Source organism: Rhodococcus sp. NPDC059234 (assembly GCF_042754225.1).
Classification (GTDB): domain Bacteria; phylum Actinomycetota; class Actinomycetes; order Mycobacteriales; family Mycobacteriaceae; genus Rhodococcus_G.
Map to the genome: position 1 here is coordinate 1 of NZ_JBHZAH010000010.1, position 10981 is coordinate 10981.

Consider the following 10981-nt stretch of genomic DNA (forward strand, 5'->3'; position numbering starts at 1 on the left):
CCATCTCGCGCACGCAGATTCGGCAGAGGCCGAACTTGCGGAACACCGAGTGCGGACGGCCGCACCGCTGGCAGCGGGTGTAGGCGCGAACCGCGAACTTCGGCTTCTTGTTGGCCTTGTTGACCAGTGCCTTCTTCGCCATGGCTCAGTTCTCCTTGAACGGGAAGCCGAGGTGCTTGAGCAGGGCACGGCCTTCTTCGTTGTTGGTCGCGGTCGTCACGACGGTGATGTCCATACCGCGCGGACGATCGATCTTGTCAACGTCGATCTCGTGGAACATCGACTGCTCGTTGAGACCGAAGGTGTAGTTGCCGTTGCCGTCGAACTGCTTGCCGGACAGGCCGCGGAAGTCCCTGATGCGGGGCAGCGCGATGCTGACCAGGCGGTCGAGGAACTCCCACATGCGGTCGCCACGGAGGGTGACGCGCGCGCCGATGGGCATGCCTTCGCGGAGCTTGAACTGCGCGATGGACTTACGGGCCTTGCGGATCTCCGGCTTCTGGCCGGTGATCAGCTCGAGGTCGGCGACCGCGCCGTTGATCAGCTTCGCGTCGCGGGCGGCGTCACCGACACCCATGTTGACGACGACCTTGACCACGCCGGGGATCTGCATGACGTTGGCGTACTTGAACTCTTCGTTCAGCGCATCCTTGACCTCGGCGCGGTAGCGCGCCTTGAGCCGGGGCTGAATCTTCTCGGTGCTCGTCATATCAGATGTCCTTCCCGTTCTTACGGGAGATCCGAACCCGCTTGCCGTTCTCGTCGGTGCGGTAGCCCACGCGAGTGGGGTTTCCGTCCGAGTCCACGACCGCGACGTTGGAAACGTGGATCGGGGCCTCCTGCGTGACGATGCCGCCGGAGGAGGCGCCACGCTGGTTCGCGGAGACCGCGGTGTGCTTCTTGATCCGGTTCACGCCCTCGACCAGGACCTTCTCGGTCGCCGGGTAGGCCTGAATGACCTTGCCCTTGGCGCCCTTGTCCTTGCCGGCGATGACCAGAACGGTGTCACCCTTGTGCACCTTCATCACAGCACCTCCGGGGCGAGCGAAACGATCTTCATGAACTTCTTGTCGCGCAGCTCACGGCCCACGGGGCCGAAGATGCGAGTGCCACGGGGATCGTGATCAGGCTTGATGAGAACGGCAGCGTTCTCGTCGAACTTGATGTACGAGCCGTCCGGACGGCGGCGCTCCTTGGTGGTGCGGACGATGACGGCCTTGACGACCTCGCCCTTCTTGATGTTTCCACCCGGGATGGCGTCCTTGACGGTGGCGACGATGATGTCGCCGATCCCGGCGTAGCGACGAGACGATCCACCGAGAACGCGGATGCAGAGAATCTCCTTGGCACCCGTGTTGTCGGCGACACGCAGTCGCGACTCCTGCTGAATCACTGATCTCTCCTAGACCTGGATTTACGAACGCAGCGGATTACCGACCCGATGCGCGCGGTCTGCTGCCCCGCCCGACGCCCGAATGTGGGCATGCGGAGGCACAGGCAACCGCTCTAGTGTAGGGAAAGCTCCGGGGGATTCCAAATCGCCCCGAACAGGCAAAGCGGCCCGCTCCCCACGGGGAACGGGCCGCTTCGTCATGTGCGGTCTTACTTGGCCTTCTCGAGCACCTCGACCAGACGCCAGCGCTTGGTCGCCGACAGCGGTCGGGTCTCCATCAGCTGGACGCGGTCGCCGATGCCGGCGAGACCGTTCTCGTCGTGCGCCTTCACCTTGGTCGTACGGCGGATGATCTTGCCGTACAGCGGGTGCTTCACACGATCCTCGAGCTCGACGACGATCGTCTTCTCCATCTTGTCGGAGACGACGTAGCCGATGCGGACCTTGCGGGTCCCACGCTCTTCAGTCACTGCGGTGTCCTTCTCGTTCTCACTCATGCCGCGTCACCCGCATCCGGGCCGGCGGCGAGGCCGAGCTCACGCTCGCGCATGACGGTGTAGATGCGCGCGATCTCGTGACGAACGGTGCGCAGACGACGGTTGTTGTCCAACTGACCGGTCGCCATCTGGAAGCGAAGGTTGAACAGCTCTTCCTTCGACTCACGGAGCCGGGTGACCAGCTCTTCTTCGTTGAGCTCGCGGAGCTCGGCTGCGGGGGTTCCGGTAGCCATCAGAACTGCTCCTCCCTCGTGACGATCCTGCACTTGCACGGGAGCTTGTGCATCGCGCGACGCAGGGCCTCGCGAGCAATCTCCTCGCTGGGGTAACTCATCTCGAACAGCACCCGACCGGGCTTGATGTTCGCGACCCACCACTCCGGCGAACCCTTACCGGAACCCATGCGGGTCTCGGCGGGCTTCTTGGTCAGCGGGCGATCCGGGAAGATGTTGATCCAGATCTTGCCGCCACGCTTGATGTGGCGCGTCATGGCGATACGAGCGGACTCGATCTGACGGTTGGTGATGTAGGCCGGCTCGAGAGCCTGGATGCCGTAGTCACCGAACGTCACCTTGGTGCCGCCCTTGGCCGCACCCGAACGGCTCGGGTGGTGCTGCTTGCGGTGCTTGACCCGACGTGGGATCAACATGCGTCAGCCCTCCTGATTCGATTCGGTGGAGGCCGGGGCCTCGGCGGTGGCGGTCGCTGCGCGGCCCGCCTCGGTGCTGGTCGCGGTGGTGCCCGAGGCACCGGAGCGACGCGGACGGCTCGGACGCTCGCGACGCGGGCGATCGCCGGCCGGGGCAGCGCCCGCGGTCAGCTCACGCTTGCCACCGACGATGTCGCCCTTGTAGATCCAGACCTTCACGCCGATACGACCGAAGGTGGTCTTGGCCTCGTAGAGCCCGTAGTCGATGTCCGCGCGCAGGGTGTGCAGCGGCACGCGACCCTCACGGTAGAACTCCGAGCGGGACATCTCCGCGCCGCCGAGGCGACCGGAGCACTGCACCCGGATGCCCTTGACGTTCGGCTGACGCATGGCCGACTGGATGGCCTTGCGCATGGCGCGACGGAACGCGACACGGTTCGAGAGCTGCTCGGCGACGCCCTGCGCGACGAGCTGGGCCTCGGCCTCGGCGTTCTTGACCTCGAGGATGTTCAGCTGGACCTGCTTGCCGGTCAGCTTCTCGAGCTCCGCGCGGATGCGGTCGGCCTCGGCGCCGCGGCGGCCGATGACGATGCCCGGACGCGCGGTGTGGATGTCGACGCGAACCCGGTCACGGGTGCGCTCGATCTCCACCTTCGCGATGCCGGCCCGCTCCATGCCCGTGGCGAGGAGCTTGCGGATGGCGACATCTTCCTTGACGTACTCCGCGTACTGCTTGTCTGCGTACCAGCGAGACTTCCAGTCGGTGGTGATGCCGAGGCGGAAGCCGTGCGGGTTGATTTTCTGGCCCACTATCGAGCACTTCCCTTCCGGCGATTACGGGTCGAGGTGCCGGCCTTGGGCAGGCTCTCCACGATGACCGTGATGTGGCTGGTGCGCTTGCGGATCCGGAACGCACGACCCTGGGCACGCGGCTGGAACCGCTTGAGGGTCGCGCCCTCGTCCACGAACGCCGTCGCGACGACGAGCGTGCTCGGGTCCAGGTCGAGGTTGTTCTCGGCGTTCGCAGCAGCGCTGGCGATCACCTTGGCAACCGGCTCGCTGGCCGCCTGCGGCGCGAACCGCAGGATGTTCAGCGCGTCCTCGACGGAGCGCCCGCGAACCAGGTCCACGACTCGACGCGCCTTCATCGGCGTCACGCGCACGTGGCGAGCGACTGCCTTGGCGGTCGGGTTGGCGGTTTCGGTGTTACTCATCGCCTCTTCGCCTTCCGATCATCCTTGATGTGACCCTTGAACGTGCGGGTCGGTGCAAACTCTCCGAGCTTGTGTCCGACCATCGAGTCGGAGACGAACACGGGGACGTGCTTGCGGCCGTCGTGCACCGCAAACGTGTGGCCGATGAAGTCCGGGATGATCGTCGAACGACGGGACCAGGTCTTGATGACCTGCTTGGTTCCCTTCTCGTTCTGCACGTCCACCTTCGCGAGGAGGTGATCATCGACGAACGGGCCCTTCTTAAGGCTGCGTGGCATCCTTCACCCCTCCTAGCGCTTGTTCTTGCCGGTACGCCGGCGACGGACGATGAGCTTGTCGCTCGGCTTGTTGGGCTTGCGGGTGCGGCCCTCGGGCTGGCCCCACGGGCTGACCGGGTGGCGACCACCGGAGGTCTTGCCCTCGCCACCACCGTGCGGGTGGTCGACCGGGTTCATCACGACACCACGGACGGTCGGGCGCTTGCCCTTCCAGCGCATGCGGCCGGCCTTGCCCCAGTTGATGTTCGACTGCTCGGCGTTGCCGACCTCGCCGATCGACGCGCGGCAGCGCACGTCGACGCGACGGATCTCGCCGGAGGGCATACGCAGGGTCGCGTAGGGGCCTTCCTTGCCGAGGAGCTGGATGCTGGCACCGGCGGAGCGGGCCATCTTGGCACCGCCGCCCGGACGCAGCTCCACACCGTGGATGGTGGTACCGGTCGGGATGTTGCGCAGCGGCAGGTTGTTGCCCGGCTTGATGTCGGCTCCGACACCGGACTCGACCTTCGCGCCCTGCTTCAGGTCCTTCGGCGCGATGATGTAGCGCTTCTCGCCGTCGGCGTAGTGCAGCAGCGCGATGTTCGCGGTGCGGTTGGGGTCGTACTCGATGTGCGCGACCTTGGCCGGCACGCCGTCCTTGTCGTTGCGACGGAAGTCGATCAGCCGGTAGGCGCGCTTGTGTCCGCCGCCCTTGTGCCGGGTGGTGATACGACCGTGTGCGTTACGACCACCGCGACCGTGCAGCGGGCGAATAAGCGACTTCTCGGGCGTCGACCGAGTGATCTCGGCGAAGTCCGAGACGCTCGAGCCGCGGCGGCCCGGGGTAGTCGGCTTGTACTTACGGATTGCCATGAGTCTTCTCGTCCTCTATATCTCGTCAAGTCCCAGACGCTTACGCGACCGGGCCTCCGAAGATCTCGATGGGCTTGCTGTCGGCCGAGAGGGTCACGAGCGCGCGCTTGGTGTCCTTGCGCTTGCCGTAGCCGAAACGGGTCCGCTTGCGCTTGCCCTGACGGTTGGCGGTGTTGACGCTGGTCACGGTGACGCCGAAGACCTTCTCGACGGCAATCTTGATCTGCGTCTTGTTCGAGTCCGGGTGCACCAGGAAGGTGTAGGTGCCTGCCTCGATCAGTCCGTAGGACTTCTCGGAGATGACCGGAGCCAGCAAGATGTCGCGGGGGTCAGCGATGGTGCTCACTTGCTCTCCTCCTTGCTTGCCTGGGCGGACTCGGCCGGCCCGTGGATGAACGCGTTGAGGGCCTCGACACTGAACACGACGTCATCGCTGTTGAGCACGTCGTAGGTGTTGAGCTGGTCGGGTGCGATGGGGTGCACGCCTTCCAGGTTCTGCACGCTCTTCCACGCCGCGATGTCCTCGCGACCGACGACGAGCAGAAGCTTCTTGCGATCCGAGATCTCGCCGAGGAACTTCTTCGCGCCCTTGGTGGACGGAGTCTGTCCCGCGACCAGCTCGGTGATCACGTGGATGCGCTCGTTGCGCGCCCGGTCGGAGAGGGCTCCGCGCAGGGCGGCGGCCTTCATCTTCTTGGGGGTGCGCTGCGAGTAGTCACGCGGCTGCGGACCGTGCACGATGCCACCACCGGCGAACTGAGGAGCGCGGGTCGAACCCTGACGGGCGCGGCCGGTGCCCTTTTGGCGGTAGGGCTTCTTGCCACCGCCGCGAACCTCGCCGCGGGTCTTGGTGGAGTGCGTGCCCTGGCGTGCCGCGGCGAGCTGTGCGACGACGACCTGGTGCATCAGAGCGATGTTGGCGGTCGCGTCGAAGATCTCGGCGGGCAGGTCGACGGTGCCGTTGGTGCCGCCGTCGGCGGTACGGACGTCGAGAGTGAGCTTGGTTGCGGTCTCGGTCATGCGGACGCACCACCCTTCACTGCGGTCTTGACGATCACAAGGCCACCCTTGCGGCCGGGGATCGCACCCTTGATAAGCAGCAGACCGTTCTCGGCGTCCACCTTGTGGACCGAGAGGTTCTGCGTCGTGATGCGGTCGCTACCCATGCGGCCCGACATGCGCATGCCCTTGAACACGCGGCCGGGGGTGGCACAACCACCGATCGAGCCGGGGCGACGGTGCACAGCCTGCGCACCGTGCGAGGCGCCCTGGCCGGCGAAGCCGTGGCGCTTCATGGTGCCGGCGAAGCCCTTGCCCTTGGAGGTACCGGTGACGTCGACGTAGGCGCCGTCCTCGAAGACCTCGGCGGTGAGCTCCTGGCCGACCTCGTACTCGGAGGCGTCCGCAACGCGGAGCTCCACGACGTGGCGACGGGGGGTCACACCGGCCTTGGCGAACTGGCCGGAGACCGGCTTGTTCACCTTGCGGGGGTCGATCGCGCCGAACGCGAGCTGCACGGCGCTGTAGCCGTCGCGCTCCTCGGTGCGGATCTGGGTGACGACGTTCGGTCCGGCCTTCACGACGGTGACCGGGACGACCCGGTTGTTCTCGTCGAAGACCTGGGTCATGCCGAGCTTGGTGCCCAGGATTCCCTTGATCTTGTTCTCACTCATTGTTTTTGTCTCCGCCGCGCTCACTGGATGTTGACATCGACGCTGGCCGGCAGATCGATGCGCATGAGGGCATCGACCGTCTTGGGCGTCGGGTCGAGGATGTCAATCAGCCGCTTGTGGGTACGCATCTCGAAGTGCTCGCGCGAGTCCTTGTACTTGTGCGGCGAGCGGATGACGCAGTACACGTTCTTTTCGGTCGGCAACGGCACCGGTCCAACGACACGGGCCCCGGTACGGGTCACCGTCTCGACGATCTTGCGCGCTGACGCGTCGATCGCCTCATGGTCGTAGGCCTTGAGCCTGATGCGGATCTTCTGTCCCGCCACGCTTGTGTCCTCTTCCTTGCCGTGATTAGGCCCTTGTAGACCCGGAGGGGCTACTCGAGTTGCTGTAGTCCCTGGTTGGGCTACCTCGTCTGCACAGTTCCCGCCCAGTCCGTGACGGCAAAGAACATTGGCGATCAGGAAGACCCGATCTCGATCAGGAGATACCCCGACCCGCTGCCGCTGTTCATCTGTCATGGATCTCCGGTCCACGCGGTCGGGCGTGTCGCCCTCTCACTCATTCCCCGACCCGCGCTGACGCACGGATCGGACTGCGGAATGTGCACCGGATGCGCTCACAAGGAGCACTGGTGGTTACTGCTTCCGTCTTGCTTCGGCTCGAACCTGGACGCAATCTTGCTCGTAACGCCCGGTTCTCGACCCTCTTCTCGCCCGACGCGGGCCGCAACGAAGCGCGTCCCGGGCCAAGGCAACCTGAACAGTATGCCGCAGACCGGCTGTTACTACAAATCCACCGGGGCACACAATCGGCCCCCAACCTTACTCTGAAGTAAGGTAGGGCATGGCCACTCAGACCCCCACCTATCGCAGTTGGCTGCGACTGCCCGCCAATCGTCTTGGCTCCGTACTCTTCTCGGTCGGCATGTGCGCACGCGTGCCCTACTTCGCCACCGTGCTCCCCCGCGTCACCGACCTCTCGCCGGGACGCTGCGAGGTGCGCGCCCCGAAGTGGTGGGGTGTGCACAACCACATCGGCACCTTCCACGCCATCGCCGCCTGCAATCTCGCCGAGGCCGCGATGGGCATGCTCGCCGAGGCCACCGTGCCGACCTCGCATCGGTGGATCCCCAAGGCGATGCACACGCGCTACCTGACCAAGGCCGAGAGCGGGCTGCGAGCGGTGGCCGAACTGCCCGAGCTGCCGGCGTTCGACGAGATCACCGGCGGCGGCGTCGACGTGGTCGTACCGGTCTCGATCTTCGACCGGTCGGGCACGGAGGTCGTGCACGCCGACATCACCATCTGGGTGACGCCGCGCTGACCGGGTCCCGGCAGTCGCGACCGGTCATCAGCCGGAAAGCCGCGCCCGCGCACGGGGCGCTGTGGACGACTACATACATAGAGCCCTCCGAAACCGGCCGCAGTTCGTGCACGCCGCGGATCGAGCGCGCGCCGCGCCCCGACCCTGATGACGCCCTGGTTCGGCGCATTCGCGCTATATCGGGCACGGCACGGCGGGCGTTACAGCGGTTACCGGCGGGTGTAGTTCCGGTGCAGAAGTCGCCAATATCGATCCCCGGTCCACCTCCGCAGCTGTCCTCACATGACATACTCGCGTGCATGTCTTCACCACACCCCGCCGTCCTGGTCGAGGGGATCCGAAAGTCCTTCGGTGACGTGCACGCGCTGCGGGGGGTCAGCTTCGAGGTACCCCGGGGCACCGTCCTCGGCATCCTCGGACCGAACGGGGCGGGGAAGACGACCACGGTCAACGTGCTCTCGACCCTGCTGCGCCCCGACTCAGGACGCGCACTCGTCGCGGGCCACGACGTGGTCACCCATTCCGCCGACGTGCGCCGGTCGATCATGATGACCGGCCAGTACGCGGCGCTCGACGAGTCGTTGACCGCCCGCGAGAATCTCGTCCTCTTCGGCCGGTTGATGGGACTGAATCGACAGTCCGCGAAGGCCCGTGCCGAACAGCTGCTCCGCCAGTTCGATCTGGTGTACGCCGCGGACCGCAAGGTGCGCGGGTTCTCGGGCGGCATGCGCAGGCGGGTCGACATCGCCTGCGGTCTGGTGACCCGGCCGGAGGTCGTGTTCCTCGACGAGCCGACCACCGGTCTCGACCCGCGCAGCCGGCAGAGCGTGTGGTCCCTGGTCTCCAATCTCAAGGCCGAGGGCATCACCATCTTGCTGACGACGCAGTACCTCGAGGAAGCCGACGTCCTGAGCGACAACATCGTCGTGATCGACAAGGGCACCGTCATCGCCGAGGGCACCGCGGACCAGCTCAAGGAGCGCACCGGCGGCAGCTACTGCGAGGTCGTGCCGCTGCGGCTGGCCGACCTGCCGCGAGTGTTCGCCGTGCTGACCAGCCTGGTGCCGCCGGAGTACGTCTCCGAGACCGGCCACGACCGGCTCTCGATCCCGGCCCAGTACGGCGCGCAGACGCTCGCCGAGGTGCTGCGCCGGCTCGACATCTCGCGGATCCCGCTCGCCGACATCGCGCTGCGACGCCCGTCGCTCGACGACGTCTTCCTCGCCCTGACCGGTGGCACCGCCACCGACAGCAGTCAGGCCGACGAGAGCCAACCCGCATGACCGCGATCGCCGCCCGCACCACCCGTTCCTCGGACGGGGGTCCGCCGCCGGAGCCACAGTCGAAGACGATCGCCCGCACCGGCCGACACCGCAAGCCCGAGTTGTCCGCCGTCCAGCAATGGCTGGCGCTGTCCGGACGCAGCCTGCGAACCATGTGGACGACCGGCCAGTTCTTCATCGCCGTGCTGGCTCCGGCCATCTTCACCATCGGCTTCTATCTCCCCCTTCGCTTCGTGATGAAGTTCCAGGGCATCGACTACGCCCAGTTCGTGATGCCGATCATCGCCCTGCAGGCGATGGCCTTCACCGCGATCTCGGCGGCCGGCCGAGCCGCCTTCGAAGCCTCGAACGGTATGAACGACCGCTTCCAGACGATGCCGATCTTTCCCGGCGTGCCGCTGGCCTCCCGGATGACCGCCGCGATGGCGCACTGCACGATCTCGCTGGCCGCAGCCCTGGCGTACGGATTCCTCATCGGCTTCCGTTTCACCGGCGGGCCCGTCAAGTCGACGCTGTTCATCGTGATGGCGCTCGGCATCGCGATGACTCTCTCGCTCATGGGCGACCTGATCGGCACGCTGAGCAAGAGCCCCGAGATGACCAGCCAGGCGCTGACACTGCCGCAGCTGATCCTGGGTATGTTCTCCGCCGGCTTCGTCCCGGTCAGCCAGTTCCCGGGTTGGTCTCAGGGCTTCGTGCGCAACCAGCCGATCTCCCAGTTCTCGATCTCGATGCGTTCGATCGCGGACGGCACGATCACCATGCACATGCTGATGCCGTCGCTGCTCTGGTGTGCGGGTCTCGTCCTGGTGTTCGCACCGTTGACCGTCTGGGCGAATGTGAGGCGCGGATGACCGATCTCAGCGTCCCGGAACGACTGGACGAGAACCTCGCAATCTCCGAGTTCCCGGTGCCCACCGAGGTGTACCCGGAGACGTCGCGACAGGCACTGTTCACGCACACGACGGTGCAGACCTACCGGCTGCTCCTGCGCGAGTTCCACGACCCCTTCACCGTCCTGCAGGCCATCGTCTACCCGGCCCTGATGCTGGTGATGTTCTGGGCGGTGCTCGGAATCTCCGTCACCAAGGCGACGGGCATCAACAGCGTCTACGGGTACGTCCCGATGATCTCCCTCGTCGGCGCGATGTTCGGGTCGATCGCCAGTGGCATGGGCCTCAAGGAAGAGTGGCGCAAGGGCCTGCTGGCCCGATTCTGGATCCTGCCGATGCACCGTGCCGCCGGCATCACCAGTCGACTGCTCGCGGAGTCGGTGCGCATCCTCATCACCACGGTGCTGCTGGTCGGCGTCGGATTCCTGCTCGGCTTCCGATTCACCCAGGGACCGTTGGCCGGACTCGGCATGCTGCTGGTCCCGCTGCTGATGGGCGTCGGCTTCGCCACCCTGGTGACCGCGCTCGCGGTGAGCTCGGCCAAGCTTCCGCTGGTGGAGCTGTTGTCGCTGGTCTGCACACTGCTGATGTTCTTCAACTCCGGCTTCGTCCCGACCATGGCGTACCCCGTCTGGCTGCAGGGCTTCGTCGAGAACCAGCCGATGTCGACCGCGATCGACGCCATGCGCGGGCTCAGCCTGGGCGGACCTGTCGCGGTGCCGTTGATCAAGACGGCGCTGTGGTCGCTCGCCGCGATCGTCATCTTCGGATGGCCTGCGATCAAGGGCTACAAGAGGGCAGCCGGCAATCCGATCTGAGCCGCCGGATGGGCCGAGTGCACCGGCTGCTCGCCCCATCTGAACCTCGATACAACGAAGGCCCCGTCACACGACATCGTGTGACGGGGCCTTTCTCGTCCGCTG

19 protein-coding genes are annotated in these 10981 nt (G+C 66.0%); 4 read left to right on the plus strand and 15 right to left on the minus strand.

From position 1 onward, the window contains the following. From ACFXGJ_RS03950 to rpsJ, 15 genes are all read right to left on the minus strand, one after another. On the minus strand, nt 1–142 hold a 142-nt coding region (locus ACFXGJ_RS03950; protein ID WP_378616754.1), incomplete at its 3' end, for a type Z 30S ribosomal protein S14. Nucleotides 143–145: 3 nt separating this feature from the next. Continuing rightward, nucleotides 146–709 carry a 50S ribosomal protein L5 gene (rplE, locus tag ACFXGJ_RS03955; RefSeq protein ID WP_378616706.1) on the minus strand — a complete coding sequence of 188 codons (564 nt, stop codon included), beginning with the start codon at nt 707–709 and terminating at the stop codon, nt 146–148. Nucleotide 710: 1 nt separating this feature from the next. Next, on the minus strand, nt 711–1025 hold the full coding sequence (rplX, locus tag ACFXGJ_RS03960; protein WP_142100155.1) for a 50S ribosomal protein L24: 315 nt from the start codon (nt 1023–1025) through the stop codon (nt 711–713). Next, nucleotides 1025–1393, minus strand: a complete 369-nt coding sequence (gene rplN / locus ACFXGJ_RS03965; protein ID WP_027503159.1) for a 50S ribosomal protein L14 — start codon at nt 1391–1393, stop codon at nt 1025–1027. The genes rplX and rplN overlap by 1 nt, the downstream gene beginning before the upstream one ends. A 209-nt stretch (nt 1394–1602) precedes the next feature. Next, nucleotides 1603–1890, minus strand: a complete 288-nt coding sequence (gene rpsQ / locus ACFXGJ_RS03970; RefSeq protein WP_378426234.1) for a 30S ribosomal protein S17 — start codon at nt 1888–1890, stop codon at nt 1603–1605. Next, nucleotides 1887–2123: a 50S ribosomal protein L29 gene (gene rpmC / locus ACFXGJ_RS03975; protein ID WP_378426232.1), complete on the minus strand. Its 237-nt coding sequence runs from the start codon at nt 2121–2123 to the stop codon at nt 1887–1889. Before rpmC ends, rpsQ begins: the two co-directional genes overlap by 4 nt. Next, on the minus strand, nt 2123–2539 hold the full coding sequence (gene rplP, locus ACFXGJ_RS03980) for a 50S ribosomal protein L16 (protein ID WP_378616709.1): 417 nt from the start codon (nt 2537–2539) through the stop codon (nt 2123–2125). The genes rpmC and rplP overlap by 1 nt, the downstream gene beginning before the upstream one ends. Before the next feature lie 3 nt (nt 2540–2542). Beyond that, the gene (gene rpsC / locus ACFXGJ_RS03985; protein ID WP_378616711.1) at nt 2543–3349 is read right to left on the minus strand and encodes a 30S ribosomal protein S3; all 807 of its coding nucleotides are present in this window, start codon (nt 3347–3349) and stop codon (nt 2543–2545) included. Then, the gene (gene rplV, locus ACFXGJ_RS03990; protein ID WP_378616713.1) at nt 3349–3753 is read right to left on the minus strand and encodes a 50S ribosomal protein L22; all 405 of its coding nucleotides are present in this window, start codon (nt 3751–3753) and stop codon (nt 3349–3351) included. The genes rpsC and rplV overlap by 1 nt, the downstream gene beginning before the upstream one ends. Continuing rightward, nucleotides 3750–4031 (minus strand): 30S ribosomal protein S19, encoded by a 282-nt coding sequence (gene rpsS / locus ACFXGJ_RS03995; RefSeq protein WP_003940820.1) that lies wholly within the window; start codon nt 4029–4031, stop codon nt 3750–3752. Before rpsS ends, rplV begins: the two co-directional genes overlap by 4 nt. Before the next feature lie 12 nt (nt 4032–4043). Continuing rightward, nucleotides 4044–4883 (minus strand): 50S ribosomal protein L2, encoded by an 840-nt coding sequence (gene rplB, locus ACFXGJ_RS04000; protein ID WP_378616715.1) that lies wholly within the window; start codon nt 4881–4883, stop codon nt 4044–4046. Nucleotides 4884–4923: 40 nt separating this feature from the next. Continuing rightward, on the minus strand, nt 4924–5229 hold the full coding sequence (gene rplW / locus ACFXGJ_RS04005) for a 50S ribosomal protein L23 (protein ID WP_378616717.1): 306 nt from the start codon (nt 5227–5229) through the stop codon (nt 4924–4926). Continuing rightward, nucleotides 5226–5903, minus strand: a complete 678-nt coding sequence (gene rplD, locus ACFXGJ_RS04010; protein WP_378616718.1) for a 50S ribosomal protein L4 — start codon at nt 5901–5903, stop codon at nt 5226–5228. The genes rplW and rplD overlap by 4 nt, the downstream gene beginning before the upstream one ends. Then, nucleotides 5900–6556: a 50S ribosomal protein L3 gene (gene rplC, locus ACFXGJ_RS04015; protein WP_378426222.1), complete on the minus strand. Its 657-nt coding sequence runs from the start codon at nt 6554–6556 to the stop codon at nt 5900–5902. The genes rplD and rplC overlap by 4 nt, the downstream gene beginning before the upstream one ends. Nucleotides 6557–6576: 20 nt before the next feature. Beyond that, nucleotides 6577–6882, minus strand: a complete 306-nt coding sequence (rpsJ, locus tag ACFXGJ_RS04020) for a 30S ribosomal protein S10 (RefSeq protein ID WP_003938093.1) — start codon at nt 6880–6882, stop codon at nt 6577–6579. 520 nt (nt 6883–7402) lie between these two features. Here rpsJ and ACFXGJ_RS04025 point away from each other — a divergent pair. The 4 genes from ACFXGJ_RS04025 to ACFXGJ_RS04040 all read left to right on the plus strand — a co-directional run bounded on the left by ACFXGJ_RS04025 (nt 7403) and on the right by ACFXGJ_RS04040 (nt 10876). After that, nucleotides 7403–7882, plus strand: coding sequence for a hotdog fold domain-containing protein (locus tag ACFXGJ_RS04025; RefSeq protein WP_378616720.1), 480 nt, complete (start codon nt 7403–7405; stop codon nt 7880–7882). A 299-nt stretch (nt 7883–8181) separates the two neighbouring features. Continuing rightward, nucleotides 8182–9165, plus strand: coding sequence for an ATP-binding cassette domain-containing protein (locus ACFXGJ_RS04030; RefSeq protein WP_378616722.1), 984 nt, complete (start codon nt 8182–8184; stop codon nt 9163–9165). Next, on the plus strand, nt 9162–10019 hold the full coding sequence (locus tag ACFXGJ_RS04035) for an ABC transporter permease (RefSeq protein WP_378616724.1): 858 nt from the start codon (nt 9162–9164) through the stop codon (nt 10017–10019). Before ACFXGJ_RS04030 ends, ACFXGJ_RS04035 begins: the two co-directional genes overlap by 4 nt. Next, nucleotides 10016–10876, plus strand: coding sequence for an ABC transporter permease (locus ACFXGJ_RS04040; protein ID WP_378616726.1), 861 nt, complete (start codon nt 10016–10018; stop codon nt 10874–10876). Before ACFXGJ_RS04035 ends, ACFXGJ_RS04040 begins: the two co-directional genes overlap by 4 nt. Nucleotides 10877–10981 lie beyond the last annotated feature (105 nt).

What these genes read in the sequence shown, in the direction of transcription:
- rplP (WP_378616709.1), bottom strand. Translation starts at nt 2,539, where the DNA reads ATGTTGATCCCACGTCGGGTCAAGCACCGCAAGCAGCACCACCCGAGC.
- rpsQ (WP_378426234.1), bottom strand. Translation starts at nt 1,890, where the DNA reads ATGAGTGAGAACGAGAAGGACACCGCAGTGACTGAAGAGCGTGGGACC.
- ACFXGJ_RS04040 (WP_378616726.1), top strand. Translation starts at nt 10,016, where the DNA reads ATGACCGATCTCAGCGTCCCGGAACGACTGGACGAGAACCTCGCAATC.
- rpsS (WP_003940820.1), bottom strand. Translation starts at nt 4,031, where the DNA reads ATGCCACGCAGCCTTAAGAAGGGCCCGTTCGTCGATGATCACCTCCTC.
- rplB (WP_378616715.1), bottom strand. Translation starts at nt 4,883, where the DNA reads ATGGCAATCCGTAAGTACAAGCCGACTACCCCGGGCCGCCGCGGCTCG.
- rplC (WP_378426222.1), bottom strand. Translation starts at nt 6,556, where the DNA reads ATGAGTGAGAACAAGATCAAGGGAATCCTGGGCACCAAGCTCGGCATG.
- rplV (WP_378616713.1), bottom strand. Translation starts at nt 3,753, where the DNA reads ATGAGTAACACCGAAACCGCCAACCCGACCGCCAAGGCAGTCGCTCGC.
- ACFXGJ_RS04030 (WP_378616722.1), top strand. Translation starts at nt 8,182, where the DNA reads ATGTCTTCACCACACCCCGCCGTCCTGGTCGAGGGGATCCGAAAGTCC.
- rplX (WP_142100155.1), bottom strand. Translation starts at nt 1,025, where the DNA reads ATGAAGGTGCACAAGGGTGACACCGTTCTGGTCATCGCCGGCAAGGAC.
- ACFXGJ_RS04025 (WP_378616720.1), top strand. Translation starts at nt 7,403, where the DNA reads ATGGCCACTCAGACCCCCACCTATCGCAGTTGGCTGCGACTGCCCGCC.
- rplD (WP_378616718.1), bottom strand. Translation starts at nt 5,903, where the DNA reads ATGACCGAGACCGCAACCAAGCTCACTCTCGACGTCCGTACCGCCGAC.
- rpmC (WP_378426232.1), bottom strand. Translation starts at nt 2,123, where the DNA reads ATGGCTACCGGAACCCCCGCAGCCGAGCTCCGCGAGCTCAACGAAGAA.
- ACFXGJ_RS04035 (WP_378616724.1), top strand. Translation starts at nt 9,162, where the DNA reads ATGACCGCGATCGCCGCCCGCACCACCCGTTCCTCGGACGGGGGTCCG.
- rplE (WP_378616706.1), bottom strand. Translation starts at nt 709, where the DNA reads ATGACGAGCACCGAGAAGATTCAGCCCCGGCTCAAGGCGCGCTACCGC.